The sequence below is a fragment of the Pseudomonas sp. GL_090 genome (assembly GCF_057837765.1).
The window spans coordinates 2,715,598-2,739,632 of record NZ_CM174452.1; the positions used below are offsets into that span (position 1 = coordinate 2,715,598).

26 protein-coding genes and 1 tRNA gene are annotated in these 24,035 nt (G+C 60.8%); 20 read left to right on the forward strand and 7 right to left on the reverse strand.

Annotated features, from left to right (window positions below; translation table 11 throughout):
- Window positions 1-68: 68 nt before the first annotated feature.
- The 3 genes from AC3ITA_RS12125 to AC3ITA_RS12135 all read right to left on the reverse strand — a co-directional run bounded on the left by AC3ITA_RS12125 (window position 69) and on the right by AC3ITA_RS12135 (window position 1,781).
- A complete protein-coding gene (locus AC3ITA_RS12125) occupies window positions 69-485 on the reverse strand; it encodes a RidA family protein (RefSeq protein WP_414927795.1) in 417 nt (138 codons plus the stop codon).
- Between the two features lie 14 nt (window positions 486-499).
- Entirely contained in the window at window positions 500-1,333 is an 834-nt protein-coding gene (locus tag AC3ITA_RS12130; RefSeq protein ID WP_414927796.1) for a phytanoyl-CoA dioxygenase family protein, read from the reverse strand.
- Between the two features lie 360 nt (window positions 1,334-1,693).
- Window positions 1,694-1,781: transfer RNA gene (locus AC3ITA_RS12135), tRNA-Ser, on the reverse strand.
- Between the two features lie 123 nt (window positions 1,782-1,904).
- Here AC3ITA_RS12135 and AC3ITA_RS12140 point away from each other — a divergent pair.
- Window positions 1,905-2,576 (forward strand): Bax inhibitor-1/YccA family protein, encoded by a 672-nt coding sequence (locus AC3ITA_RS12140; RefSeq protein ID WP_056724337.1) that lies wholly within the window; start codon window positions 1,905-1,907, stop codon window positions 2,574-2,576.
- A 59-nt stretch (window positions 2,577-2,635) separates the two neighbouring features.
- On the opposite strand, the gene AC3ITA_RS12145 is transcribed toward AC3ITA_RS12140, so the two are convergent.
- Entirely contained in the window at window positions 2,636-2,965 is a 330-nt protein-coding gene (locus AC3ITA_RS12145) for a YceK/YidQ family lipoprotein (RefSeq protein WP_095941835.1), read from the reverse strand.
- Between the two features lie 56 nt (window positions 2,966-3,021).
- On the reverse strand, window positions 3,022-3,459 hold the full coding sequence (locus tag AC3ITA_RS12150; RefSeq protein WP_007987480.1) for an Lrp/AsnC family transcriptional regulator: 438 nt from the start codon (window positions 3,457-3,459) through the stop codon (window positions 3,022-3,024).
- 136 nt (window positions 3,460-3,595) lie between these two features.
- On the opposite strand from AC3ITA_RS12150, the gene AC3ITA_RS12155 reads away from it, so the two are divergent.
- Entirely contained in the window at window positions 3,596-4,489 is an 894-nt protein-coding gene (locus AC3ITA_RS12155) for a DMT family transporter (RefSeq protein WP_489280420.1), read from the forward strand.
- A 68-nt stretch (window positions 4,490-4,557) separates the two neighbouring features.
- Here the strand turns inward: AC3ITA_RS12155 and AC3ITA_RS12160 are convergent, their stop codons facing one another.
- On the reverse strand, window positions 4,558-6,183 hold the full coding sequence (locus AC3ITA_RS12160) for an NADP-dependent glyceraldehyde-3-phosphate dehydrogenase (protein WP_489280422.1): 1,626 nt from the start codon (window positions 6,181-6,183) through the stop codon (window positions 4,558-4,560).
- 264 nt (window positions 6,184-6,447) lie between these two features.
- Between AC3ITA_RS12160 and AC3ITA_RS12165 the strand changes: the two genes are divergently transcribed.
- From AC3ITA_RS12165 to AC3ITA_RS12175, 3 genes are all read left to right on the forward strand, one after another.
- A complete protein-coding gene (locus AC3ITA_RS12165) occupies window positions 6,448-6,834 on the forward strand; it encodes a c-type cytochrome (RefSeq protein ID WP_095941838.1) in 387 nt (128 codons plus the stop codon).
- A gap of 22 nt (window positions 6,835-6,856) precedes the next feature.
- The gene (locus AC3ITA_RS12170; RefSeq protein WP_489280424.1) at window positions 6,857-8,251 is read left to right on the forward strand and encodes a D-arabinono-1,4-lactone oxidase; all 1,395 of its coding nucleotides are present in this window, start codon (window positions 6,857-6,859) and stop codon (window positions 8,249-8,251) included.
- A 74-nt stretch (window positions 8,252-8,325) separates the two neighbouring features.
- Complete coding sequence (locus tag AC3ITA_RS12175; RefSeq protein WP_489280774.1) at window positions 8,326-9,534, forward strand: DSD1 family PLP-dependent enzyme; 1,209 nt, start codon at window positions 8,326-8,328, stop codon at window positions 9,532-9,534.
- Between the two features lie 105 nt (window positions 9,535-9,639).
- Here AC3ITA_RS12175 and AC3ITA_RS12180 read toward each other — a convergent pair whose 3' ends face one another.
- The gene (locus AC3ITA_RS12180) at window positions 9,640-10,557 is read right to left on the reverse strand and encodes a SphA family protein (protein WP_371918206.1); all 918 of its coding nucleotides are present in this window, start codon (window positions 10,555-10,557) and stop codon (window positions 9,640-9,642) included.
- A gap of 238 nt (window positions 10,558-10,795) precedes the next feature.
- Here AC3ITA_RS12180 and AC3ITA_RS12185 point away from each other — a divergent pair, with 238 nt between their 5' ends.
- The 15 genes from AC3ITA_RS12185 to imuA all read left to right on the forward strand — a co-directional run bounded on the left by AC3ITA_RS12185 (window position 10,796) and on the right by imuA (window position 24,030).
- Window positions 10,796-11,836, forward strand: a complete 1,041-nt coding sequence (locus AC3ITA_RS12185) for an AraC family transcriptional regulator (RefSeq protein ID WP_489280426.1) — start codon at window positions 10,796-10,798, stop codon at window positions 11,834-11,836.
- Between the two features lie 90 nt (window positions 11,837-11,926).
- Window positions 11,927-12,814, forward strand: coding sequence for a Dyp-type peroxidase (locus AC3ITA_RS12190; RefSeq protein WP_095941843.1), 888 nt, complete (start codon window positions 11,927-11,929; stop codon window positions 12,812-12,814).
- Window positions 12,815-12,830: 16 nt separating this feature from the next.
- Window positions 12,831-13,799, forward strand: a complete 969-nt coding sequence (locus tag AC3ITA_RS12195; protein ID WP_095941844.1) for a Gfo/Idh/MocA family protein — start codon at window positions 12,831-12,833, stop codon at window positions 13,797-13,799.
- Window positions 13,800-14,019: 220 nt separating this feature from the next.
- Window positions 14,020-14,772, forward strand: a complete 753-nt coding sequence (locus AC3ITA_RS12200; protein ID WP_095941845.1) for a GntR family transcriptional regulator — start codon at window positions 14,020-14,022, stop codon at window positions 14,770-14,772.
- A complete protein-coding gene (locus tag AC3ITA_RS12205) occupies window positions 14,769-16,499 on the forward strand; it encodes a fumarate reductase/succinate dehydrogenase flavoprotein subunit (RefSeq protein ID WP_095941846.1) in 1,731 nt (576 codons plus the stop codon). The genes AC3ITA_RS12200 and AC3ITA_RS12205 overlap by 4 nt, the downstream gene beginning before the upstream one ends.
- A gap of 26 nt (window positions 16,500-16,525) precedes the next feature.
- A complete protein-coding gene (locus tag AC3ITA_RS12210) occupies window positions 16,526-16,771 on the forward strand; it encodes a 4Fe-4S dicluster domain-containing protein (protein ID WP_008050632.1) in 246 nt (81 codons plus the stop codon).
- A gap of 241 nt (window positions 16,772-17,012) precedes the next feature.
- Complete coding sequence (locus tag AC3ITA_RS12215; protein WP_489280430.1) at window positions 17,013-18,419, forward strand: ABC transporter substrate-binding protein; 1,407 nt, start codon at window positions 17,013-17,015, stop codon at window positions 18,417-18,419.
- A gap of 101 nt (window positions 18,420-18,520) precedes the next feature.
- Window positions 18,521-18,826: an IS3 family transposase gene (locus AC3ITA_RS12220; protein WP_008047186.1), complete on the forward strand. Its 306-nt coding sequence runs from the start codon at window positions 18,521-18,523 to the stop codon at window positions 18,824-18,826.
- The gene (locus AC3ITA_RS12225) at window positions 18,823-19,659 is read left to right on the forward strand and encodes an IS3 family transposase (RefSeq protein WP_489277972.1); all 837 of its coding nucleotides are present in this window, start codon (window positions 18,823-18,825) and stop codon (window positions 19,657-19,659) included. Before AC3ITA_RS12220 ends, AC3ITA_RS12225 begins: the two co-directional genes overlap by 4 nt.
- Window positions 19,660-19,810: 151 nt before the next feature.
- Window positions 19,811-20,593 (forward strand): ABC transporter permease, encoded by a 783-nt coding sequence (locus AC3ITA_RS12230; protein ID WP_126045567.1) that lies wholly within the window; start codon window positions 19,811-19,813, stop codon window positions 20,591-20,593.
- The gene (locus AC3ITA_RS12235) at window positions 20,593-21,441 is read left to right on the forward strand and encodes an ABC transporter ATP-binding protein (protein WP_150673364.1); all 849 of its coding nucleotides are present in this window, start codon (window positions 20,593-20,595) and stop codon (window positions 21,439-21,441) included. Before AC3ITA_RS12230 ends, AC3ITA_RS12235 begins: the two co-directional genes overlap by 1 nt.
- Window positions 21,438-22,400 (forward strand): HEAT repeat domain-containing protein, encoded by a 963-nt coding sequence (locus AC3ITA_RS12240; RefSeq protein ID WP_489280432.1) that lies wholly within the window; start codon window positions 21,438-21,440, stop codon window positions 22,398-22,400. The genes AC3ITA_RS12235 and AC3ITA_RS12240 overlap by 4 nt, the downstream gene beginning before the upstream one ends.
- Window positions 22,397-22,705 carry a DUF971 domain-containing protein gene (locus AC3ITA_RS12245; RefSeq protein ID WP_489280434.1) on the forward strand — a complete coding sequence of 103 codons (309 nt, stop codon included), beginning with the start codon at window positions 22,397-22,399 and terminating at the stop codon, window positions 22,703-22,705. Before AC3ITA_RS12240 ends, AC3ITA_RS12245 begins: the two co-directional genes overlap by 4 nt.
- Window positions 22,706-22,795: 90 nt before the next feature.
- Complete coding sequence (gene lexA / locus AC3ITA_RS12250) at window positions 22,796-23,413, forward strand: transcriptional repressor LexA (protein WP_489280436.1); 618 nt, start codon at window positions 22,796-22,798, stop codon at window positions 23,411-23,413.
- Window positions 23,413-24,030 (forward strand): translesion DNA synthesis-associated protein ImuA, encoded by a 618-nt coding sequence (imuA, locus tag AC3ITA_RS12255; RefSeq protein ID WP_489280438.1) that lies wholly within the window; start codon window positions 23,413-23,415, stop codon window positions 24,028-24,030. Before lexA ends, imuA begins: the two co-directional genes overlap by 1 nt.
- The last annotated feature ends 5 nt before the right edge of the window (window positions 24,031-24,035 follow it).

A 24,035-nucleotide genomic window follows, 5' to 3' on the forward strand; every position in this document is an offset into this window, starting at 1 on the left:
TTGTTGTGATGGGGTAGAGAGGGCATGACGCGCGCCTCGGCAACCTGAGGCGTGATGTTTTTGTGAAATCAGCTTTCGCCGCAACCCACGACCGCAACGGCGCGAATTTCTACGCGAAGCCCGGGAAGGGCCAGTTGCGAGATGCCGATGGCGGTCCATGACGGATACCGGTCGGGGAAGTACTGGTGCTTGACCTGGATGAATGCGTGCGTGTCAGTTTGAAGCTCAGTATGAAATGTCATCAGCTCGACAACATCCGCCAGGGTCGCGCCCGCCGCCTCAAGGGCGATTTTCAAGCCTTGGAAGGCTAGGTGCGCCTGCTCTTCGATACCATTGCCCGGTGTCATTGTGGCGTCGATTCCGACCTGGCCGGAAACCCAGATCATGTCCCCGACACGCGTCGCTTGCGGAAAGTGATAGTTATCGTAGAACACTTGGGATTGGGGAGGGGTGATGGTTTGCCGTTTCAGGTTCTGGGTACTCATTGCTTGATCTCCGATCATACGAGCTGGCGGAAGGTGGGGTGACGGAAGGGTTCTCCCGGCTTCAAGGTCATCAATTCTTCGGTGAAGAGAACGCCTTCCTTCGGATAACCCGCATCACTGTGGTCCGGCAGGGGGTTGAAGGTTGCATCGTCACCAAAGAAGCGGAAAACAAAGGTGTGGCGATCCGGGAAGGCTTCGTCGACCGGCGCGCCGCCATGTAGCGAGCCGGGATGGAGCACAACCACATCTCCGGGCTCCGTTGCCCACGACAGAATTTCGTATGCATCGGGCGCCTGCTCGCGCTCAGCCTCGATATCGGGAAGGCGAGGCAGCATGCCGCCTCCATGCAAGGGTTGGGTTGGGTCGTTCGGGTCGAGGAAGGTGGTGCCATCAAAACGCGTTCCGCGGTGTGAGCCCCGAATGATCTCCAGTGCATTCTGCTTGGGAACGGATTCGAAGCTGATCCATGCATTGCCCCAATGCATGCCGGCCCAGGGCAAATAAGAGGTGTCCTGATGCCAGAGTGTGCGCGAACCGCGTCCGCCGGCCTTGAGGAACACTTCCTCGGCGAAATACCAGACGTTTTCGGAACCCCAGAGGTGTGCGAACAACTGGCCAAAGGGGAGGGAAGACACCAACGCCTCCAGGCGCTCTTTGGCGAGCGGATTGGCGTTGTCGACGTGCGACTGTTGCAAGGTCCCATCGAACATTCGAAACGCGTTGGGGCCGTGGTTCTCGACTGCCCAGTCATAGGCAGTCCGACACTGAGCTAGTTGCTCCTCGTTCAGAAGCCCTTTGATCAGGACTGCCCCATCTTCCAGAAATGCCTTGCGCAGAGAGTCTTGCATGGCGGCTTTCTCCCACGAAATTTTACTAAGGTGAGATTGATCCTAGCAGTCATATTTATTTAACGCAACAGTCGTTATTCTAATTATGACTGGCACCGAATGTGCCAATTTCCTGGATGTGATGGCGTCGGCTATGGGCAGCTTTTCCCCTCGAACAGGTTGCCGGTCCGCTGTCGTATCAATTAGGCCGCTTGAACAATCGGCGAGGAAAGGCAGGGTTCCCCGTCGACGCACTTGGCCCGTATCAAGGCGCTCCACGTACAGCGATGGAAAGCCAAGAGCCAAGGTATGGGCTGGCAGGTTTTTCCAAACCCCGGAAACGACAAAGCCCTGAGTAATCAGGGCTTTGTCGTATAAAGATGGCGGAGGCGATGGGATTCGAACTCATGGACCTGTTACAGTCGACGGTTTTCAAGACCGTTGCCTTAAACCACTCGGCCACACCTCCGTTTGCGTTGCGGGCGCCATAATACCTGAATGAAACACACTGTCAAACTCTCTGCATAGCTTGTTACAGGGCGTCTGTTATGATCTTTGCGACTGAACGTTTCAAACCAACAGGAGTGTCGCCATGCGCGAACAGGATTACGCAGTTAATAACAGCGTGCAGGCTGAGCAGCTAGAGGTTAGCCGCGTCCTGCGCAACACATACGGCTTGCTCGCCCTGACCCTGGCTTTCAGCGGTGTGACAGCCTACGTTGCCCAGCAGATGCATGTTGGCTACCCGAACATTTTCGTGGTGCTGATCGGCTTCTATGGTCTTTTCTTCCTCACCAACAAACTCCGCGATTCGGCCTGGGGCCTGGTGTCGGCATTTGCCCTGACCGGTTTCATGGGGTTCCTGCTTGGCCCGATCCTCAACCGTTACCTGGGAATGCAGGGCGGCGCTGAAGTGGTCAGCTCGGCGTTCGCGATGACGGCGCTGGTGTTCGGCGGTCTGTCGGCGTATGTGCTGATTACCCGCAAGGACATGAGCTTCCTCGGCGGTTTCATCACGGCAGGTTTCTTCGTGCTGCTGGGTGCAACGCTGGCGAGCCTGTTCTTCCAGATCAGCGGCCTGCAACTGGCGATCAGCGCAGGTTTCGTGCTGTTCTCCTCGGTCTGCATCCTGTTCCAGACCAGCGCCATCATTCATGGCGGCGAGCGTAACTACATCATGGCGACCATCAGCCTGTATGTATCGATCTACAACCTGTTCGTCAGCCTGTTGCAGCTGTTCGGCATCATGGGCCGCGACGATTAATCGTTGGCCTTGAAGTAAAAAACCCGCTCAGGCGGGTTTTTTTTACCTGAAATTCAGGCTCACTCTGCAATGACAATGCTGCCGTCGGCTTGCTGGCGGTAGATGGTGTAGGGCAGCAGCAAGGTATCCATCGCCCCGGACACGACCACGTCGAGCAGCACGATAGCGGGGGCGGGGCCATGTACCTGCGCATCCCGACCGTCTTCGAGGGCCGCGTTCAGGTAGCAGAAATCGTAGGTCACGCCGCTGTAGATTCGTGGTACCGCGCCGCAATAACTCTTGTGGTCCTTGAGGCTTTTTGCGGCCGCTTCGTCACTGCGTACGACCGTCTGAATCGTGCCGCAACCCGCTAGCATCATTGCCACGAGTAGCATTGCCTGAGTTTTCATGCCGTCAATCCTTCGCCGGAAACCATCAATCTACTTCAGTCTGAAACAAATATCACTCACGCCATGGGCGGCAACCGGCGCTTGACCGGGGTTTTCTTGACGATTGCCGTATTGGTTTCAGCGTGGGTGTTGAGGCGGTCGAGCAGAGTGTCCAGTTGTTCCATCGAGCGCACATGCAGGCGCGCAATGAAACAGTCGTCGCCGGTCACCTTGTCGCACTCGGTGAATTCGGGAATGGCCATGATTTGCCGTTCCACTTCCTGCAATTGCCCCGGCAACGGGCGAATGCGCACGATGGCCTGGAGTTGATAACCAAAGCATTTCGGGTCGATTTCTACGGTGTAGCCCTTGAGCACGCCGCGTTCTTCCAGACGGCGCAGACGCTCGGCAACACTGGGGGAGGACAGGCCGCTGATCTGCGCCAGGGCCTTGAGCGAACGTCGCGAGTCTTCCATCAGCGCCGTGATCAGCACTTGGTCGATGTCATCGGTCATGGCGAAATCCTCTGTTAGGCGTTTTTCCGAAACAGCCTTGATAAAAAAGGTAGATTCCGAGTTTAGCCTGCTTTTTGCTCTGGAGTAGCGCCAGGGTGCATTGGCATACTTTGGCCACAAACACAGGAGTCTGATGATGGACAAAACCCTACGCCGCGGTTCGTTCGAAATGACGGCCGCCATGTTGATTTCCGGCACCATCGGCTGGTTCGTGCTGGTGTCCGGACAACCAGTGCTGGATGTGGTGTTCTGGCGCTGCCTGTTCGGTGCCGGCACCTTGCTGCTGATTTGCGCGGCCTTTGGCTTTCTGCGCCCCGGCATTCTGACCCGCACCACGTTCCTGCTGGCTGTGCTCAGCGGTGTGGCGATTGTCGGCAACTGGGTGCTGTTGTTCGCGTCCTATTCCCGGGCATCGATTGCCATCGGCACCGCCGTCTATAACGTCCAGCCGTTCATGCTGGTCGGGCTGGCGGCGCTGTTCCTCAACGAAAAGATCACCACGCAGAAACTGACCTGGCTGGGCGTGTCGTTTCTCGGGATGCTGGCGATTGTCAGCGCCCATGGCAGCCAGGGCGAGAGTGGCAGCGATTACCTGGTGGGCATTGCCCTGGCCTTGGGCGCGGCGTTTCTCTACGCGATTGCCGCGTTGATCATCAAGCGCCTGACGGGAACCCCGCCGCATTTGATCGCGCTGATCCAGGTCGGCACGGGCGTGTTGTTGCTCGCGCCATTTGCGAATCTTTCGGTATTGCCGCAGGCACCGAGTGCGTGGGCCAGCCTGGTGACGCTGGGCATGGTGCACACCGGTGTTATGTACGTGTTGCTGTACGGCGCGATTCAAAAACTGCCGACTGCGCTGACGGGGGCGCTGTCCTTCATCTACCCGATTGCGGCGATTTTCGTCGACTGGTTTGCTTTCGGCCATCGCCTGGAGCCGCTGCAATGGATTGGCGTCGCGGCGATTTTGCTGGCGGCTGCCGGCATGCAACAAGGCTGGTCAATGAGGTTTCGGCGCACGGTGACGCCCTGAGCGTCACCCAGGGGCGTCAGATGTTCCGGCGATGTTCGTCGGCGGTAATGGCCTGACCGTCCAATGACTCAGAAGATGTAGTCGGTGGTCAGGAAGCTCGAACTGCGGCCGCTGATGATCTCGCTGATCAGGTCCTTGTTGGTCTCCTGGAATTTGGTGGCCACCAATGTGCGGATCGAAAACACCCGCAGTGCGTCATGGACCGACAAGGTGCCTTCGGCCGAGTTCTTGCGACCATTGAAGGGATAGGTGTCCGGGCCGCGCTGGCACTGGGCATTGAGGTTGATGCGCCCGACCTGATTGGCGAAGGTGTCCACCAGCCGGCCGACCGCCACCGGGTTGGTGCCGAAGATGCTCAATTGCTGGCCGAAGTCCGACTCCAGCACGTAGTCGATCACGGTATCCAGATGACGGTACGGCACGATGGGGATGACCGGGCCGAACTGTTCTTCCTGATAAACGCGCATCTGCGGCGTGACCGGGTACAGCACCGCCGGGTAGAAGAACGACGCACGAGCCTCGCCACCGTTGGGATTGACCACTTTGGCGCCTTTGCTTTCAGCATCCGCCACCAGAGAATGCAGATAGTCGACCTTGCTCGATTCGGGCAGTGGTGTCAGGGCTACGCCGTTTTCCCAGGGCATGCCGGGTTTGAGGTTGGCGAGCCTGGCGTTGAATTTGTCGATGAAGGACTCGACCACGTCTTCGTGGACAAACAGGATCTTCAGCGCGGTGCAGCGCTGGCCATTGAACGACAGCGAACCGGTCACCGCTTCACTGACCGCATTGTCCAGATCCACTTCCGGCAGGACTATCCCAGGGTTTTTCGCATCCAGGCCCAGCGCCGCGCGCAAGCGGTGGGGTCTCGGATGGAGTTTTTTCAGGTCACTGGCGGCCTTGTTGGTGCCAATGAAGGCAAAGATGTCGATCTTGCCGCTGGCCATCAACGCACTGACCGTCTCGCGGCCGCTGCCGTAGATGACGTTGATCACTCCGGTCGGAAAGCTGTCGCGGAAGGCTTCCAGCAGCGGGCGAATCAGCAGCACGCCGAGCTTGGCCGGTTTGAACACCACGGTATTGCCCATGATCAGCGCCGGGATCAGCGTGGTGAAGGTTTCGTTCAACGGATAGTTGTATGGCCCCATGCACAGGGCCACGCCCATCGGCACGCGACGGATCTGGCCGAGGGTGTCCTGTTCCAGTTCGAAACGGCTGGAGCGGCGGTCGAGTTCCTTCAGCGCGTTGATGGTGTCGACGATGTAGTCGCAGGTACGGTCGAATTCCTTTTCCGAGTCCTTGAGGTTCTTGCCGATTTCCCACATCAGCAACTTGACCACGGCGTCGCGCTGCTCGCGCATGCGCCCCAGGAAGGTTTCGACGTGCTGGATGCGTTCGGCCACGCGCATGGTCGGCCACAGGCCCTGGCCGCGGTCGTAGGCACGGACCGCGGCGTCGAGGGCGGTCAAGGCGGTGTCGGCATCCAGCAGCGGCGTGCTGCCGAGGATCACCTGCTCATCGCCATTCGGGCCTGCCACGTACACCGGGCTGCGGACCTGGGCCAGCGGCCCGTTCCAGGTTCTGAGTTCGCCATCGACCAGGTACTCGCGCTGCTCGGTCTGGCCGCCGAGGCGGTACTTTTCCGGGATCTCGGCGGGGCTTGGGAACAGGTTCTGGAGAATATTGGCTGTGGTCATGTCGCTACCCCTCTGGATTGGGTGATGCACTGATGAATCGTTTTAGCAGACCTCGGCAACGCTTGTCATGACTCATCTCAGCGTTTTTCCGCACAGCGTGGTGTTCGGGGATTTATCGGGCCTTGCGTCATGGCCTCAGAAGCTCCCCTTGTTGGCCCCCAATGCCCTCAACCCGCCCGCGCGGGGTGCCTTAATGTTGACTCTCCTTGATCACAACAAAAAAGGCTGTGCCCGACTGGCCGGGCAGCCAATGAGAGAACAGCCATGCGGGCATGCCGATTAACTGAAAAGCCTAGCCTTTGTTTGGCCTTGGTGGGGTGCGTCTTTGCGGCGTTGCTGGCGGGGTGCGGCGAAGCGCCGGACAACCCGCCGACCCGCAGCGAAGCAGGCACCGCGAGGCCCGCCGACGCCGAGCTGGCGCAGGTCTACGACAACAGCTGCAAGCTTTGCCATGCCAACCCGGCGGCCGGGGCGCCGCTGACCGGCGACATCAAGGCCTGGCAACCACGGGTATTGCAGGGCGCCGACACGCTGCTCGACCACGCGATCAACGGTTACAACGGCATGCCGCCGATGGGCATGTGCATGCAGTGTTCGCAAGAACAGTTCCTGGCGCTGATTGCCTTTATGTCCGGCCAGCCCATCCAATGACAAGAACGGCAAGGTGCGATTCATGACGATGGACCTGACACGGCGTCAGTTGTTGCAACGGGCGAGCGTCATCGGCGCCTTTACCGCGCTCGGCTCAACACCGGCACTGGCCGAGCTGCTGCGCGCACCGCGCCTGATTCCCTGGCGCAATTGGTCGGGCGGCCAGAGTTGCCTGCCGGCGGCGCGGCTGGCGCCCAAGAACCTGGATGAGTTGACACACGTGGTGCGCCAAGCCCCCGGCAAGATTCGGCCGGTGGGCTCGGCGCATTCCTTCAGTGCGCTGGTGCCCACCGACGGTACCTTGCTGTCGCTGAGCTATTTCACAGGTTTGCTCGATCACGATGCGCAAACCCTGCAGGCCGAATTCGCCGCCGGCACGCCGATGTCGCGCATGGGCACGCCGCTCAAGGACATCGGCCAGGCCCTGCAGAACATGGCCGACATCGATTACCAGACCCTGGCGGGCGCGATCTCGACCTCGACCCACGGTACCGGCAAGCACTTTCAATCCTGTTCGGCGCATGTCTGCGGCATGCAGTTGGTGACCGCCAACGGCGAGGTAGTGGACTGCGACAGCACGCGTCATCCTGAAGTGTTCAACGCCGCCCGTGTATCGCTCGGCGCGCTCGGGGTGGCCACGAAAATTCGTCTGCAAAATCGCCCGGCCTATCGCCTGCGGGAGCGGCAATGGATCGCTAAAACCGAAGAGCTGCTGGAAGACCTGGACAAGAACACCCGGGAAAACCAGCACTGGGAAATGCTCGTGGTGACCCATTCCGACTACGCCTTGTCGATCGCCCTGAACGAAACCACCGACCCGGCCACACCGCCGGTGCCGGCGGATGAGGAGGGCGGCAACGAATTCGTTACGCTGATCGAGAAAATCGACAAATACGCCAGCGACTTCCCGGACCTGCGCCGCACCCTGCTCAACAGCCTGCGCCACCTGGCCAGTTTCGATGATCGGGTGGGTGACTCGTTCGACATCTACGCCAACGTGCGCACGGTGCGTTTCAACGAAATGGAATATTCCGTGCCGGCCGAATACGGCCCGGCCTGTTTGCGCGAGATCCTCAAACTGATCCAGGACAAGGACCTGCGCACCTGGTTTCCTATTGAATACCGGTACGTCAAGGCCGACGACATCCCCCTGAGCATGTTCGAAGGCCGCGACAGCTGTTCGATTTCGGTGCACCAGCATTACCAGATGGATCATCACAACTTTTTTGCCGCCATCGAGCCGATTTTCTGGAAGTACAACGGCCGGCCCCACTGGGGCAAGTTGCACACGCTGAACGCGAAAAACCTGCGGCCGCTGTACCCGCGCTGGCAGGAATTCAGCCAGGTGCGGCAGGCGCTCGACCCCAGCGGCAAATTTCTCAACGCGCATCTGTCTTCCATTCTGGGGGTGAGCTGATGGCCGTCAATCGCCGCAATTTCTTGCTTGGCAGCGCCGGTGTCGGCGCCTTGTTGGTGGGGGTCGGGGCGTGGCTGCGGCCGGGTGATCGAGGCGCGCCGTACAGCGATTACTTCCGTACGCTGAACCGCGAACTCAAGGACCACGGGCCGATGCGACCGGTGATGCTGATCGACCTTGATCGGCTGGATCACAACATCGATGTGGTGATGCAATCGGTCAAGCGCGCCGGCAAGCACCTGCGCCTGGTGGAAAAATCACTGCCGGCACCGGGACTGCTGGCCTACATCGCCCAACGCGCCGGCACCCGACGGCTGATGTCGTTTCACCAACCCTTTCTCAATCATGACGCCGTGCAGTTTGCCGAGGCCGACATTCTGTTGGGCAAGCCGCTGCCGGTGCGTTCGGCCGAGTTGTTCTATCAGTCGCACAAGGGGTCTTTCGACCCTTCCAGACAACTGCAATGGTTGCTTGATACGCCCCAACGCTTGCAGCAATACCTTGCCCTGGCGCAGGGGCTGGGCACGCGAATACGGGTGAACATCGAACTGGATGTCGGGCTGCATCGCGGTGGCGTCAGCGACCTTGGCGTACTCGGGCAGATGCTGGCGCTGATCAGCCAGCACCCGCAGCACCTGGAATTCGCCGGGTTCATGGGCTACGACCCGTTCGTGGGCATGGGTGTGCCGGGGATTCTGGGCTCGCCCGAGGAACTGTTCGCCAAGGTGATGGTGATTTATCACCGCTGCGTCGATTTCACCCGTCAGCAATACCCCGGTTTGTGGCGCGAAGGGTTGACCCTTAACACGGCCGGGAGCCCGAGCTATCGCATGCATGAGCATGAACAACTGAGCAGCGAAGTGTCGGTGGGGACGGCGATGCTCAAGCCCACTCACTATGATTTGCCGTCTCTGGCGGAGCATGTGCCGGCCGCTTATATCGCCACGCCGGTGTTGAAAAGCACCGGGGAGGTGAATATTCCGGCGCTGGATGAAAAGTCCAGGCTGTTTTCCTGGTGGGACACCAATCAGCGCGAGACGTATTTCATTTATGGCGGTAACTGGATGGCGGAGTTCGAATCGCCAGCGGGGTTGCAGAGCAATGGCGTGTATGGCCGCAGCTCGAACCAGGAAATGGTCAATGGTTCGGCGGCGGTGGGGCTGACGGTAGAGGACCAGGTGTTCTTGCGGCCAACCCAGACCGAGTCGGTGTTGTTGCAGTTCGGGGATTTGCTGGCGGTTCGGAGTGGGAAGATTGTGGAGAGCTGGCCTGTGTATTCCTGAAGAAGATTCTGAGTCTGTTAAACCGCTATCGCGAGCAGGCTCACTCCCACATTAGGAATGCATTCCAATGTAGGAGTGAGCCTGCTCGCGATAGCGTCAGCTCAGTCAAAACGCATAGGGAATACTGACCTTCGCCCAAAGCATTTCCCCTTCAGGCCGGTTTTCCACGTCGAACTCCTTGGCCCAGCGAATCTCCGCGCTGGCGTATTCGAGAAAGGTCCAGTGCAGCGCCGGGCCAATGGCAAACACCTGGCCGCGCACCCCGTCGTTCACGTCCTGGCCATTGAACTGCACGGTGTGGCCGAATTGTTTGTCGTCGGTGGTTTGCTTGAGGTAGTAGCCGTTCAAACCGAGCATCAGGTTGTCGGTGATCTTGAAACTGGCCGAGTAATCGAAGTGGAAAATTTGCCCCGACTTGTAATCGGTGTCCTTGTTTTTCCCGTTGAAACTGTAGGTGGTCTTCATCGACACCTCGGTTCTGTCCGTCGGCAGCCAGGTGAAGGAGAACAAGGGTTTGTAGGTGTAGAAGTTGTTGCTGGTGTTGGCCAGGCGATCAACGCTGTATTCGCCGGTCGGCACGGTGACTTCAATGGCGGCGCCGAGGGTCAGGTCTGGGCCCATGTCCCAGAGAATGATCGGCGCAAACGTTGTGTCGCCCATGCCTTCACGGGTGTCCTGCGGCAAGCCGAACACCGAGACCTCCTGCTTGAGCCAGGGCTGCGCGATATAGCCCGCCAGCCGGCCGCCAAACACTCGCACCGGGCTGAGGTAGTCCAGGCGCGGAATGACCGCCGTGGACTCGATCTCGACGTTCGGCACCTTGCCGCCGAGGGAGCTGATGTTGAGCTTCGTGGCTTTGTAGTGGTTGTAGTAGAGGTTGAACGCAACCATGTTCTCCGGAAGGCTGTCGGGCGAAAGCGGCAACATGAAAAAGCCGTCGGTGCCGGTGCCGATGTTGTCCACGCCAGCCTCGGTGGCCAGCGCCGGTTGCAGGGCACAGACGCCGGCCAGGCCAATGACCATCAGGGGAAGTGTCGTGCGGGTCGGGATCATGGGTGTACTCATTATTATTGTTAGCGGGCTGTCCGGCATCCATACGAGGGCCGCAACATAGAAATAAGCTGTCTGCGCCCTGCAAGGCAGGGTATTGGCGGCCATTTAGGGGGACTTCTGCGGACAGCCGTTGAACCCTGTGCTAACTTACTTCGACATAACCGGTTACAAAAATAAGAATGCAGCTCGACCCGGAATGTATGGCCCCATGCAAATGAAAGTGACCGATCCCACCTTTGAACTGGCGCTGGTGTCGCCGTTTCTCCTGCAGACCCTGGCCGAAGTCGCCGAGCAAAAAGGCATCCACCCACAGAGCCTGTGCCGAGGGTTGGGGTTTACCTTTGAAGACCTGCAGGACCCGGCGCAGCGTATTTCCTATCGCCAGGCCGTGGCGATGATTCAGCGCGCGCTCAAGGCTTTGCCCAATCAGGGGCTGGGCTTGTGGGTCGGCGCGCAGAATGTGCTCGGTACGCTGGGGTTGTTGGGGCATGTGTTGTCGCTGTGCAAGACCCTGCGCGATGCGTTCGAGCTGGGCATTCGCCATCAACACACCTCTGGCGGCATTGTCGTATCGAGTGTGGAGGAGGCGGGGGATCGGGTGTTTGTCGACGTTGAATGCCGCTTGCCGTTCGCCGACGTGCAGTTGTTCGCGGTCGAGGAGTTTTTCGCCAGCCTGCTGGTGTACGGCCGGGCGCTGGTCGGGGTGGATTTCAAGCCGATGGCCGTGGAGTTCATGCATGCCGCGCCGGACTATCTCGGCGAATATTCGCGCCTGCTGGGGGCGGACGTGCGTTTCGGTTGCCTGCAAAACCGCATGGTGATCGAGGCGCATTGGCTGAGCGTTCACCTGCCCAATCACCACTCCCTGGCCCTGCGTCAGGCCGTGAAACTGCTCGAACTGGAAGCCGCGCAGGTGCACCAGAAAATGGATCTGATCCAGGCCGTGGAGCGGGCGATTGCCCGGGACCTGACCGAGGGCAGCCACATCGAGAAAATCGCCGGCGACCTGAACATGAGCAGCCGCACCTTGCGCCGCCGCCTCACCGAACACGCGCTGACCTTCGAAACGCTGCTGGAGCAAGTGCGTCAGGCCCGCACCATGAGCCTGTTGGCCAACCCGGACATGTCCATCGAACGTATCACCGAAGAGGTCGGCTACAGCGACGTGCGCAGCTTCCGCCGGGCGTTCAAGCGCTGGACCGGCATGAGCCCGAGTGCGTTCCGCAACGAAAGCCCCAGCGCGGTTTGATCTTTTGTGGCGAGCGGCTTCTGTGGTCTCTGACGGCACACAAACCCTCGTACTCCGGTTAAACTCTATGCTCTTTTTCAAGGAGTTCATATGAGCCATTACCAGCCGGGCATTCTCGCCACCCCCGTTCCGCCTCAAGCCCGCCATATGTTCTTCGCCCTCGAATCCGCCGAAGCATTGCCGGCTGCACTCGACAACTTGATGCAACGGGTGGACGGGAAATCGGCGGTCGTCGGCTTCGGCGAATCCCTGGTCAAGGCACTGGAGGGGCAGATCGAAGGCCTGCGCACTTTCCCGGCACTGACTGGTGTCGGCGTCGACAACCCGTCTACCCAGCACGCGCTCTGGTGCTGGTTGCACGGTGAAGACCGTGGTGAGTTGCTCAACCGCAGCAACGCCATCACCGCGGCACTGGCCCCGGCGTTACGCCTGGTACAGATGAACGAAACCTTCCGCCACATGAGCGGCCATGACCTGACCGGCTACGAAGACGGCACCGAGAACCCCCACGACGCAGCCGCCGTGGCCGCCGCCCTGGTGGGTGAGGGCGCGGACGGTCTGGTCGGGGGCAGCTTCGCCGCGATCCAGCAGTGGCAGCATGACTTGAAAGGATTCCATGGGCTGTCGGCGGATGAAAAAGACAACATCATGGGCCGCCGCTTGAGCGATAACGAAGAGATTGACGACGCGCCGGTTTCCGCCCACGTCAAACGCACCGCCCAGGAAAGCTTTGCGCCCGAGGCCTTCGTGGTGCGCCGTTCGATGCCGTGGATCGAAGGCGACCGCGCCGGCCTGATGTTCCTGGCCTTCGGTTTTTCCCTCGATGCCTTTGAAGCCCAACTGCGCCGCATGAGTGGCCTGGAAGACGGCATCACCGACGGTCTGTACCGCATCAGCCGTCCGATCACCGGTGGTTACTACTGGTGCCCGCCGCTCAAGGACGGTCGACTGGACCTGCGCGCATTGCGTGTCGGCTAAGCAGCAAGGAAAACCTATGAATGTGGTGCGCTGGGGCATGATCGGTTGTGGCAGCGTCGCTGAACGCAAAAGCGCGCCGGCCTTCTACAAGACGCCCGGATCGGCGTTGGTGGCGGTGATGGGCCGGCGCCTTGAAGCCGTCACCGACTACGCCGAGCGCCACGGCATCGTGCGGGTCTACACCGATGCGCAGGCGCTGATCAACGATCCCGAAGTCGACGCGGTGTACATCGCCACGCCGCCCGACAGCCATCACGCCTATGCCTTGCAGGTGGCCGCCGCCGGCAAGCATTGCTGCGTGGAAAAACCGATGGCGCTGAATGCCGGGCAAAGCCGTGAAATGCAGCAGGTGTTTGCCGATGCCGGGCTGCATCTGTTCGTGTCCTATTACCGACGTTCGCTGCCACGCTTCCGGCAAGTGCGGCAGTGGCTGGAGGACGGGCGGATCGGCGAGGTCCGGCACTTGAGCTGGACCCTCACCAAAGCCCCGTCGGCAGCGGATCAAAACGGCAGCGATAACTGGCGCACCGACCCGGCGATTGCCGGTGGTGGCTACTTCGCCGATCTGGCTAGCCATGGCCTGGACCTGTTTCAGTACCTGTTCGGCGATATCGTCGAAGTCGCCGGGTTCACCGCGCGGCAGGCCGGTTTGTACGCGGCCGAAGATGCCGTCAGCGCCACTTGGCGGTTTGCCAGCGGGGCACTGGGCATGGGCTGCTGGAACTTCGTTGCTGACCGTCGCGAAGACCGGGTCGAAGTGATTGGCAGCAAAGGCCGGATCAGCTTTTCAGTGTTCGATGAACACCCGATCGAGCTGCACGCCGATGAGCACCTCAGCCTGAACATCGAGCATCACGCCCACATTCAGTGGCACCACGTATTGGGCATGAATGCGCATATTCGTGGCGAAGCGCAGCACCCGGCCGTGGCCGAGCAGGCGCTGAAGACCGATTGGGTGATGGACCGGATACTCAAGCGGCACTGAATCTTCAGATCACACAAATCCCCTGTAGGAGCGAGCCTGCTCGCGATAGCGGTTTCACATTCAACATTGAAATCGACTGACCCGCCGCCATCGCGAGCAGGCTCGCTCCTACAGTTTTGGATTGCGTTGCACTTCTAACCTTATGCGCATTCGGTATTTCTCAAGTCTGTCATGACTTCTCTAAGATCACGTCATAACTCGTTATAACAAGTGATCTGCCATGACCGATAACGTTCTATCCCTGAGCAGCGTCCCGTTGCACACCCAGCTGCGTGACGTGCTGCGCGCCCGCATCCTCGACGGCGAATACCCGCAAGACAGCCAGATGCCTTCCGAAAGCGAGCTTGGCACGTTGTTCAAGGTCAGCCGCATCACCGTGCGCCAGGCCTTGGGTGACCTGCAAAAGGAAGGGCTGATCTTCAAGATCCACGGCAAGGGCACTTTTGTCGCCAAGCCGAAAACCTTCCAGAACGTCAGCACCCTGCAAGGCCTGGCCGAGTCCATGACCGGTCGCGGCTATGAGGTGATCAACCGCCTGCGCAGCTTCAAATTCATTGCCGCTGACAAACTCGTCGCCGAGCGTTTGCAGGTGGCTGAAGGCGAGGTCGTGGCGCAGATCAAACGAGTGCGCCTGATCAATCGCGAGCCGATTTCCCTGGAGATCACTTACCTGCCCAAGGCCATTGGTGAACGCCTTGAAAAAGCCGACCTGGTCACCCGCGACATTTTCCAGATCCTGGAAAACGACTGCGGCCTGACCCTGGGGCATGCCGACCTGGCCATCGATGCGGTACTGGCCGACAGCGACCTGACTCGGGCGCTGAGCGTCGAACCCGGCTCGCCGATCATGCGTATCGAACGCCTGACCCACGATGTCGACGGTTGGCCACTGGACTTCGAACACCTTTACTACCGTGGCGATGCCTTCCAGTACCGCCTGCGGATCGACCGGCAAAAAGGGGAGCAGGCATGACGCGCAGCACGCTGGAGCAGGAATACGACATCGTTGTCATTGGCGGCGGCACCGCCGGCCCCATGGCGGCGATCAAGGCCAAGGAACGCAACCGCGACCTGCGGGTGTTGTTGATCGACAAGGCCAATGTCAAGCGCAGCGGCGCGATCAGCATGGGCATGGACGGCCTGAACAACGCGATCATTCCCGGCCATTCGACGCCGGAGCAGTACACCAAGGAAATCACCATCGCCAATGACGGCATCGTCAACCAGGCCGCGGTGTACGCCTATGCCACCCACAGCTTCGAGACGATCGAGCAACTGGACCGCTGGGGCGTGAAATTCGAGAAGGACGAAACCGGCGACTACGCAGTGAAGAAGGTCCACCACATGGGCGCCTACGTGTTGCCGATGCCGGAAGGGCACGACATCAAGAAAGTCCTCTATCGGCAGTTGAAACGTGCGCGGGTGAGCATCACCAATCGCCTGGTCTGCACCCGATTGCTGACGGACGAAGAGGGCGCGGTCAACGGCGTGATGGGCTTCGACTGCCGCACCGCTGACTTCCATGTGATCAAGGCCAAGGCGGTGATCCTCGCCTGCGGTGCCGCCGGACGCCTAGGGTTGCCGTCCTCGGGCTACCTGATGGGCACTTACGAAAACCCGACCAATGCCGGCGACGGCTACTCGATGGCCTACCACGCCGGGGCCGAGCTGGCGAACCTGGAATGCTTCCAGATCAACCCGCTGATCAAGGATTACAACGGTCCGGCCTGCGCCTACGTCACCGGCCCCTTGGGTGGCTACACCGCCAACAACAAGGGCGAGCGCTTCATCGAGTGCGACTACTGGAGCGGGCAGATGATGTGGGAGTTCCATCAGGAACTGGAAAGCGGCAATGGTCCGGTGTTCCTCAAGCTCGATCACCTGGCCGAGGAAACCATCCAGAACATCGAAGAGATTCTGCACAGCAACGAGCGTCCGAGTCGCGGCCAGTTCCACGCCAATCGCGGCACCGACTACCGCACGCAGATGGTCGAGATGCACATCTCGGAAATCGGTTTTTGCAGCGGGCATTCGGCGTCGGGGGTGTGGGTCAACGAGAAGGCCGAGACCTCGGTCAAGGGCTTGTACTCGGCGGGGGACATGGCTGCCGTGCCGCACAACTACATGCTCGGTGCGTTCACCTATGGATGGTTCGCCGGCCACAACGCGGCGGATTTTGTCGCCGGGCGCGAGTTTTCAGCGCTGGATGCCACGCAGGTCGAAACCGAAAAGCAACGGGTCTATGCACCGCTGGATCGCGAGCATGGCCTGCCGCCGGCCCAGGTCGAATACAAGCTGCGGCGCTTCGTCAACGACTACCTGCAACCGCCGAAAGTGACGAAAAAGATGCAGATCGGCCTGCAACGCTTCAGCGACATCCAGCGCGACCTCGACCAGATCAAGGCCCACAACGCCCATGAACTGATGCGCGCCATGGAAGTCAGCATGATCCGCGACTGCGCCGAAATGGCCGCCCGCGCTTCATTGTTCCGCGCCGAAAGCCGCTGGGGGCTTTACCACCACCGCGTCGATCACCCACAACGCAACGACCGCGACTGGTTCTGCCATTGCCACCTGAAGAAAGACGAAAACGGTTTGATGAGCAGTTTCAAGAAAGCCGTCGAGCCTTACATCATCCCGCTGGATGCCGACGAGATGCAGGCCTACGACCGGCTGCGGGTCGGTGCGGATGCCGCCTGAGCATCACCCAAGAGAGAGACCGTGAAATGGCCTATCAAGCCCAGGAAATCTTCTTCCGCTCCAACGCCCCTGTCACTGTCGATGAAGACAAATGCATCGCCCACAAAGGCTGCACCGTGTGCGTCGACGTTTGCCCGATGGACCTGCTGGCCATCAACCCGGCCACGCAAAAGGCCTACATGGCGTTCGACGAATGCTGGTACTGCATGCCCTGTGAAAAGGACTGCCCGACTGGCGCGGTGAAAGTCGAAATCCCGTACCTGCTGCGCTGAACACAAATCAATGTAGGAGCGAGCCTGCTCGCGATGAAGCCAGCACTGGCGACATCTCCATTGACTGAAAGGACGCCATCGCGAGCAGGCTCACTCCTACAGTGGATCGTGGGCTGCTCAAATAATATTCAAAGCCATCCGGCCACCACCGGACGCCTGATTCACAACACCCCTCGTTTCCCACCACGCCCTGATCGTGGCGGAGACGAACATCCAATAAATGATTCGAGGGGAAACACTCATGATGTTGCGTGCAGCTTTGGCCGGTCTGGTACTGGCTTCATTCACCCTGTCGGCCTCGGCCGAAACCATCCGCATTGCCATCGGCACCCAGGACACCACCATCAACTGCGCCGCCGGCGGATTGTTGATTCGCGAACTCGGGCTGCTGGACAAGTACCTGCCCCACGATGGCCCCTACAAAGACGCCCAGTACGAGGTGCAGTGGAAAAACTTCACCAGTGGCGCCCCCCTGACCAACGAGATGGTGGCCGGCAAACTCGACTTCGGCGCCATGGCTGACTTCCCCGGCGCGTTCAACGGCGTGGCGTTCGAAACGGCGGGCAAGCACAGCCTGTTCATCAGCGTGCTGTCGGGCAGCATCAAGGGCAGCGGCAACGGCATCGTGGTGCCAAGCGCATCGGGCGTGCAGTCGCTGGCAGAGCTCAAGGGCAAGACCATTTCCGTGCCGTTCGCTTCCACCGCCCATGGCATGCTGCTGCGCGCCGTCGCGGCCCAGGGCTGGGACCCGCTCAAGGACGTAAACATCATCGCCCAGCCGCCGGAAGTCGCCGGCTCCGCGTTGCAGGCCGGCAAGATCGATGCTCACGCTGACTTCGTGCCCTTCGCCGAGCTGTTTCCGAGCCGGGGTTTCGCCCGCAAGATTTATGACGGTGCCCAGGCCAACGCGCCGACCTTCCACGGTGCACTGGTCGATCAGGCCTATGCGAAAAAGTACCCGGAGATCGTCGTCGCTTACCTGCGGGCGAGTATCGAAGCCAACCAGCTGCTGACGGCTGAGCCGGAGAAATATAGCGAGTTGATCGCCAAGGTCACCGGGGTCGATGCCGAGGTCAATTACCTGTTCCATGGCCCTCTCGGTGTGCAGACCCGCGACCTGAGCTGGAAGCCGGAATACCGTCAGGCCGTGGGCACCGCCATCGATACCCTCAAGTTGTTGAAAAAGGCTGATCGCGGTCTGGATCTCAACACCTTCATCGACGACCAATACATCCGCGCCGCCTTCAAGGCCTCGAACCTGGACTACAGCGCGCAACTGTCCAGTTACGGGCAGGCGCCGCTCAAGGCCGTTGATGCCGCCAGCGGCCAAGCCATCACCGACTTCAGCCACGTGGCGGAAATCTGGGTGCGCGGCGAGCCGAAAGTCCGCCAGTACGCCTCGGCGGAGTCGGCATTTACCGCGCTGACAGCGCTGAAACAGGAAGGCAAGAACATCCGCGCGGTGTACGCCCAGGCCAGCGACAGCGGGATCAAGTTGCTGGCGGATCAGGCGTGGTTTGCCACCGATGGGAAAGGGCAACTGAGCGCGTTCCTGCTCAAAGGCCAGGCCCAACAATTTGCCACGGCGCAGGGCGGCAAGGTCTTTGATTTCACTGATGCCACCGGGCAGGCCGTGGCAGTGCGCTAAACGACAAAACACTACAGTCCCCTGTAGGAGCGAGCCTGAACTGGCCTAATAATTCCGGACACCTCTTAAGGGCGATATGATTTCGCCAACTTGGAGGTTCCATGAACGAAAGAAAGGTCTATACCCGCGAATTCAAGCTGCATGCTGCCAGCATGGTGCTTGATGATAACTGCCCGGTTCCAGACGTGTGTGCATCGCTGGACATCGGGCCCACCGCTTTACGGCGCTGGGTCGATCAGGTTCGCAAGGAACGCGAGGGACAGCCCGTCAAGGGCACCAAGGCGATTACCGAAGATCAACGGCAGATCCAGGAACTAAAGGCCAAGATCAAGCGCATGGAGATGGAAGCCGAGATCTTAAAAAAGGCTACCGCTCTCTTGATGTCGGATCCCGATCGTTTTCGATGATTGCGGAACTAAGAGAGTCATTCCCGACTGCCATTGTGTGTCGTGTTTTCGAGGTGAAGCGCAGCAGCTTTTATGAGTGGCTTCAGCGGCGAGCCAAACCGCGGATCAGACGCGAAGAGCTCAAGCTGAAAGTGGTTGAACTGCACAGCGAAAGCCGGGAAGCCATGGGTTCCAGAATGATCAGCAAGAACCTGAAGTCCCAAAACATCGCGATCGGAAGAGGCCTTGTCAGAGTGCTGATGAGGGAGGCCAACATTGTCAGTAAACAACGTCAGCCTCACCCATTCAGATCCAAAGGCGTTGAAGCATTTGTCGCGCCCAATCGGCTCAAGCGCAATTTCAAGCCGGCTGCAGTCGATCAGGTTTGGTGTGGCGACGTTACCAGCTTGATGGTGGGCAAACGCTGGGTTCATCTGGCCATCGTGATCGACTTGTTTGCTCGCCGCGTCATTGGCTGGGCGTTTTCGCTGGTCAATGACGCCCACTTGGTCAGCAAGGCGCTACGCATGGCAGCAGAGGTTCGAACGTGTCCTCCGGGACTGATGTTCCATTCGGATCAGGGCTGTCAGTACACCAGCCGCAAGTTTCAAGAAGAACTGAAGCGTCGTGACATATTGCAAAGCATGAGTCATCGCGGGCAGTGCTGGGACAACGCTCCAACAGAGCGGTTTTTCGGCACGCTGAAATCAGAATGGGTGCCTCGCAGTGGTTACAGCAAGATCGAGGAAGCAAAAACCGATATGGTGCGCTTCTTCATGTACTACAACCGCACCAGGCTCCACAGCTACAACAACTATCTGTCGCCAATAGCCATGGAGCAAAAAGCGGCATAAACACCGTAACCGGTGTCCGGGATTACTTGACCAGTTCAGCCTGCTCGCGAAAAACGTCCGGATAACGCGATCCTTCAGACAGCGCGCGTCATTGTTGGCGTTCTTCGCGAGCAAGCTCGCTCCTACAGGAGGCGGGTTGAGAGGAATAATTGTGTACCGATCCTATTCACGCTGGATTCCCAGGGCCGCATCCTTGCTGCTCTGCCTGCTGTTCTGGCAACTCGCCGCCAGCCACCACTGGAACCTCGGCCTGGTGACCTTCGCCAACGTTCCGACACCTTTGGCGGTCATTGAAGCCGCCCTCGGCCTCGGCGACTCCGGCAAGCTCGCGCAGCACCTGGGCAGTAGCCTCGGCCGGGTGTTCGCCGGCTACCTCGCGGCACTGATCATCGGCGTGGCGCTGGGTCTGGCCATCGGCCGCTCGAAATGGGCCGAGGATCTGTTGCTGCCGCCCCTGGAAGTGCTGCGCCCGATCCCGGCCGTGGCGTGGATTCCCCTGGCGATCCTGATGTTTCCCTCCTCGGAACTGTCGATGGTGTTCATCACCTTCACCGGCGCACTGTTCCCGATCCTGCTCAACACCGTGCACGGCGTCGAAGGCGTTGACCCGCGGCTGATCGCCTCGGCGAAAAGCCTCGGGGCAGGGCGCCGGGCCATCCTGCTGGAGGTCGTTCTTCCGGGCGCTGCGCCCAGCATCATCACCGGCCTGGCCATCGGCATGGGCACCTCGTGGTTTTGCCTGGTGACGGCGGAAATGATCTCCGGCCAATTCGGCATCGGCTATTACACCTGGGAGTCCTACACCATCCAGAATTACGCCGACATCGTGGTCGGCATGTTGCTGATCGGCGTGCTCGGGATGGGCAGCAGCCTGTTGATCAAGCGTCTGGGCGGGCTGTTCACGCCCTGGCATCGACCGCGAGGAAAAGCCTGATGAGCGTTTTTCAACACCTGGAAGGGCGTATCGATATTCGCGGGCTGTCGATCAGCCTGGGCGAGGGCGACACTGCCTTCGAAGCGGTGCAGGGCCTCGATTGCCAGATCGAACCGGGTCAGTTTGTGTGCATTCTCGGGCCGTCCGGTTGCGGTAAATCCACCTTGCTCGGCGCGCTGGCCGGTCACTTGCAACCGCGCACCGGCACCTTGAACGTGGATGGCGCGCCGGTATCGGGGCCATCGCCGCAACGCGGCATGGTGTTCCAGCAGCACACACTGTTTCCGTGGCGCACGGTGCGTGACAACGTGGCGTTCGGCTTGAAAATGCAAGGTATCGGCAAGGCCGAACGGCACAAGGCTGCGGATGAAATCCTCGCCCTAGTGGGCCTCGAAGGTTTTGCCGAGCGTTGGCCCGATCAGCTCTCCGGCGGCATGCAGCAACGGGTGGAAATCGCTCGGGTGCTGGTCAACCGTCCGCGCCTGTTGCTGATGGACGAACCCTTCGGCGCCCTCGATGCCCTGACCCGATTGAACATGCAGGAACTGCTGCTGGACATCTGGACGCGCATCCGCACCACCGTGGTGTTTGTCACCCATGACATCGACGAAGCGCTGTTCCTCGCCGACCGCTTGCTGGTCATGAGCTCGCGCCCCGGGCGAATCATCGAAGACCTGCACCTGGACTTCCCCCGGCCGCGCAGCACGGAACTGATGACCCGCCCTGAATTCTCGCACCTCAAACGCCATTGCCTCGAACTCCTGCGGCATGAAGACGGCCGGCAACTGCCGCGTCTGAACCCGCTCGGACTTCCCCCTGAAACCAAACTGCCGCGATTTGCCCTATGACCTCACTATTCGATGTAACCGATAACGACGACATCCTTGCCCTGCAACCGCGCCTGACCGATGACGACCCTGGTGTGCGCCGGATCGCGCTGATCGAACTGGCCGATCTCGAGGAGCCGGACGGCCTGCTGTGGTTGACCGATCGACTGGCCGCAGACCCGATTGCAGAGGTTCGCGCCGAAGCCGCGCGGTTGCTGGAAGCCTGGGAGGACGAGCCAGTGGTCGAGGCGTTGTGCCAGGCCCTGACGGATCCATCCCCGGCTGTGCAGGTGGCCGCCGCGCAAAGCCTCAGCCTGCTCAAGAGTGAAGCGGCGGGCCGGGTCATCCTGCCGTGGACCGGGCACGCCGACAGCGGCGTACGCATCGCCGCCTTCAGGGCGTTGCGCGAGTTGCGTTGCCCCGATACCGCCGATGCGGCTGCCCGGGCACTGATTGATGAAAGCGCCAGCGTGCGCCGCGAGGCGGTGGGCGTGCTCGGCTGGCTCAAGCAACTCGATGCCTTGCCGGCACTGGCGCGCTTGGCCAGTGACGACCCGGACACCGACGTGCGGCGTGCCGCCACCGGGGCCCTGGGCCTGGCGTCTGACGCACAGGTGCTGCCGGCCCTGCGCCAGGCCTTGCGCGACGATGCCTGGCAAGTCCGCGAGGAAGCCGCCACCACCCTGGGCAAGGTCGGCCACCTCGACGCCGGCCCGGCCCTGATCGACGCCCTGAACGACGATTACTGGCAGGTGCGCCTGCGCGCCACCCGCAGCCTCGGTCGCTTGCGTTTTGTGCCGGCGCTCGAAGCGCTGATCGACACCCTCGGCCATCCCATCAGCAACCTGCGCAAGGAAGCCGCGTTGGCCCTCGGCGAATTGAACGATCCACGGGCCATTGCGCCATTGCAGGCCGCGCAGGACGACGGCGACCCTGAAGTGCGCAAGGCCGTGCGCATTGCCTTGAGCCAACTGCAATGAACCCGCTGGCGATTGGCAACTCCCGCAGTAAACAGCAGTTGCGCCTGAACTGGCCGGATGGCCGCGAACAGCTATTGGATCATGCGCAATTGCGCCGGCAGTGCCCGTGCTCGCAGTGCCGGGCATTTCGGTTGCGGGGGATGGTGCCGTTGGTGGATGCGCGGGTTCAGGTGATCGAACTGAATCCGCAAGGGTATGGCCTGCAACTGGTGTTCAGCGATGGGCATGAGCGGGGGATTTATCCGTGGGCGTATCTGGCGCAACTCACCCCTGTCGGAGCGAGCCTGCTCGCGATAGCGGACTGACATTCAATATCGATGTTGACTGTGCTGGCCTTATCGCGAGCAGGCTCGCTCCTACACGGCCCTTGCCAGGAAAAAGCCAAAAGAGTACAAATGTACTCCATGACGACTCTGACTCCCCGCCGTACCGCCATCCTGACCTTTATCCGCGATCGCATCGCCGAGCACGGTCAGCCTCCGAGCCTCGCTGAAATCAGCGAGGCGTTCGGTTTCGCCTCCCGCAGCGTGGCGCGCAAGCATGTGCTGGCGCTGACCGAAGCCGGGTTTATCGAGGTCAACCCGCATCAGGCCCGGGGCATTCGCCTGCTTGGGCAGCCGCCGCGTCCCGAGTTGCTGGACATCCCGGTGCTCGGCCGGGTGGCGGCCGGTGCGCCGATCGGGGCCGATGCCGAGGTGCACAGCCGCTTGCTGCTCGATCCGTCGATCTTCTCGCGGGTGCCGGACTACATGTTGCGGGTGCGGGGTGATTCGATGATCGAGGACGGCATTCTCGACGGCGATCTGGTGGGCGTGCACCGCAGCCCCGAGGCCGTTAATGGCCAGATCGTCGTGGCGCGGCTCGACGGCGAAGTCACCATCAAGCGTTTCGAGCGGGTCGGCGATGGGGTTCGCCTGCTGCCACGCAACCCGGCCTACCAGCCGATCATTGTGAACGCCGATCAGGACCTGGCCATCGAAGGCGTGTTTTGTGGCCTGGTGAGGCAAGGCTGATGGGCGCCGTCATTGCGCTGGATACGCTGTTCAATGGCGGCCAGGTCTGGAGAGGCCGGCCCGCGCCACCTGCCGCCAGCCCGCAACCCACCGGGCATGCGGCGCTGGACGCCGCGTTGCCCAGCGGTGGCTGGCCGGAGGCGGCGCTGACGGAAATCCTGTTGGCCGGACAGGGCGTGGGCGAGTTGCAACTGGTGTGGCCGACGCTGGCACGGCTGTCGGCGGCGGGCGAGCGCATTGTGCTGGTGGCGCCGCCTTATGTGCCGTATCCCCAGGCGTGGCAGGGCGCCGGGGTCGATCTGCGTCAGTTGTCGATCATCCAGGCCAGCGAGCGCGATGCGCTGTGGGCCGCCGAACAATGCCTGCGTTCGGGCAGTTGCGGCGCGGTGCTGTGCTGGCCGCACAAGGCCGATGACCGCGCCTTGCGCCGCTTGCAGGTGGCGGCGGAAACCGGCCAGACCCTGGCCTTCGCCTATCGCCCCCTCGGTGAAGCGATCAACCCTTCGCCGGCGGCCTTGCGCATTGCCATCGATGCCCGACCGGCACAACTGCGCGTGCTCAAGTGCCGCGGCGGCCTGGCCCGTTCGGCGCCGATTGCCTTCGCCGTGGGGCATTGAGGTTG

What these genes read in the sequence shown, in the direction of transcription:
- AC3ITA_RS12140 (WP_056724337.1), top strand. Translation starts at nt 1,905, where the DNA reads ATGCGCGAACAGGATTACGCAGTTAATAACAGCGTGCAGGCTGAGCAG.
- AC3ITA_RS12210 (WP_008050632.1), top strand. Translation starts at nt 16,526, where the DNA reads ATGGCCTATCAAGCCCAGGAAATCTTCTTCCGCTCCAACGCCCCTGTC.
- AC3ITA_RS12240 (WP_489280432.1), top strand. Translation starts at nt 21,438, where the DNA reads ATGACCTCACTATTCGATGTAACCGATAACGACGACATCCTTGCCCTG.
- AC3ITA_RS12145 (WP_095941835.1), bottom strand. Translation starts at nt 2,965, where the DNA reads ATGAAAACTCAGGCAATGCTACTCGTGGCAATGATGCTAGCGGGTTGC.
- AC3ITA_RS12170 (WP_489280424.1), top strand. Translation starts at nt 6,857, where the DNA reads ATGACGATGGACCTGACACGGCGTCAGTTGTTGCAACGGGCGAGCGTC.
- imuA (WP_489280438.1), top strand. Translation starts at nt 23,413, where the DNA reads ATGGGCGCCGTCATTGCGCTGGATACGCTGTTCAATGGCGGCCAGGTC.
- AC3ITA_RS12190 (WP_095941843.1), top strand. Translation starts at nt 11,927, where the DNA reads ATGAGCCATTACCAGCCGGGCATTCTCGCCACCCCCGTTCCGCCTCAA.
- AC3ITA_RS12150 (WP_007987480.1), bottom strand. Translation starts at nt 3,459, where the DNA reads ATGACCGATGACATCGACCAAGTGCTGATCACGGCGCTGATGGAAGAC.
- AC3ITA_RS12180 (WP_371918206.1), bottom strand. Translation starts at nt 10,557, where the DNA reads ATGGTCATTGGCCTGGCCGGCGTCTGTGCCCTGCAACCGGCGCTGGCC.
- AC3ITA_RS12215 (WP_489280430.1), top strand. Translation starts at nt 17,013, where the DNA reads ATGATGTTGCGTGCAGCTTTGGCCGGTCTGGTACTGGCTTCATTCACC.
- AC3ITA_RS12185 (WP_489280426.1), top strand. Translation starts at nt 10,796, where the DNA reads ATGCAAATGAAAGTGACCGATCCCACCTTTGAACTGGCGCTGGTGTCG.
- AC3ITA_RS12165 (WP_095941838.1), top strand. Translation starts at nt 6,448, where the DNA reads ATGCGGGCATGCCGATTAACTGAAAAGCCTAGCCTTTGTTTGGCCTTG.
- AC3ITA_RS12245 (WP_489280434.1), top strand. Translation starts at nt 22,397, where the DNA reads ATGAACCCGCTGGCGATTGGCAACTCCCGCAGTAAACAGCAGTTGCGC.
- AC3ITA_RS12205 (WP_095941846.1), top strand. Translation starts at nt 14,769, where the DNA reads ATGACGCGCAGCACGCTGGAGCAGGAATACGACATCGTTGTCATTGGC.
- AC3ITA_RS12125 (WP_414927795.1), bottom strand. Translation starts at nt 485, where the DNA reads ATGAGTACCCAGAACCTGAAACGGCAAACCATCACCCCTCCCCAATCC.
- AC3ITA_RS12220 (WP_008047186.1), top strand. Translation starts at nt 18,521, where the DNA reads ATGAACGAAAGAAAGGTCTATACCCGCGAATTCAAGCTGCATGCTGCC.
- AC3ITA_RS12160 (WP_489280422.1), bottom strand. Translation starts at nt 6,183, where the DNA reads ATGACCACAGCCAATATTCTCCAGAACCTGTTCCCAAGCCCCGCCGAG.
- AC3ITA_RS12195 (WP_095941844.1), top strand. Translation starts at nt 12,831, where the DNA reads ATGAATGTGGTGCGCTGGGGCATGATCGGTTGTGGCAGCGTCGCTGAA.
- AC3ITA_RS12155 (WP_489280420.1), top strand. Translation starts at nt 3,596, where the DNA reads ATGGACAAAACCCTACGCCGCGGTTCGTTCGAAATGACGGCCGCCATG.
- AC3ITA_RS12235 (WP_150673364.1), top strand. Translation starts at nt 20,593, where the DNA reads ATGAGCGTTTTTCAACACCTGGAAGGGCGTATCGATATTCGCGGGCTG.
- AC3ITA_RS12200 (WP_095941845.1), top strand. Translation starts at nt 14,020, where the DNA reads ATGACCGATAACGTTCTATCCCTGAGCAGCGTCCCGTTGCACACCCAG.
- AC3ITA_RS12225 (WP_489277972.1), top strand. Translation starts at nt 18,823, where the DNA reads ATGATTGCGGAACTAAGAGAGTCATTCCCGACTGCCATTGTGTGTCGT.
- lexA (WP_489280436.1), top strand. Translation starts at nt 22,796, where the DNA reads ATGTACTCCATGACGACTCTGACTCCCCGCCGTACCGCCATCCTGACC.
- AC3ITA_RS12130 (WP_414927796.1), bottom strand. Translation starts at nt 1,333, where the DNA reads ATGCAAGACTCTCTGCGCAAGGCATTTCTGGAAGATGGGGCAGTCCTG.